A 543-nucleotide genomic window follows, 5' to 3' on the forward strand; every position below is an offset into this window, starting at 1 on the left:
GGGACAAATCACTCAGGCGAGAGAGATTTGTTACTGGTTGCCCTGCCGCGCCAGGTAAAAGAATCGCGCACGCAACCGCTGCCGCAAGCGTCGCCCTCAGCGTGGCACCATGATCTTGACTGGCGCGGCCCAATCCACCTCGCCGTTCTCTATCGGCGGTTCGGTCGCTGACAGGAGGCGGTACTTCCCCTTGGCGGTTCCCGGTCTAAGTTTTTTAATCAGGATCCGGTCGTCTGGCAGCCCGACTACGCAAAGTCTCCCGTACAGGTCCTGCGTGACCGGGCGTCGCACGTCATCGTAGAAAACGAGCCACCGATCAAAGAGCGGGCCCAGGCTTTCCCCTCTGATCTCGACGGCAACGGTATGTGCTGTCGCGCCAGCCGGGGCGGGAATCTCATCTAAGTCGCCTTGTGCGACGGCATAGCAGTGCGCCTCTGCTCCGGCGCCGACATACCCGACAAGGCGCACAGTCTCTCCGTCAGCTAGGGTTGGCTGCCCTTTGCCCTCTAGCAGCCAGGCCGCAGTCGTTTTTAGAACGGGGGC

The 543-nt window shown here is 61.7% G+C and carries 1 protein-coding gene; it reads right to left on the bottom strand.

From position 1 onward, the window contains the following. Window positions 1-96: 96 nt before the first annotated feature. Window positions 97-543, bottom strand: a 447-nt coding sequence (locus AACY49_RS30220; protein WP_339527914.1) for a hypothetical protein, incomplete at its 5' end; no start/stop codon positions are given.

Source organism: Pseudomonas sp. EL_65y_Pfl2_R96 (assembly GCF_963970905.1).
Classification (GTDB): Bacteria; Pseudomonadota; Gammaproteobacteria; order Pseudomonadales; family Pseudomonadaceae; genus Aquipseudomonas.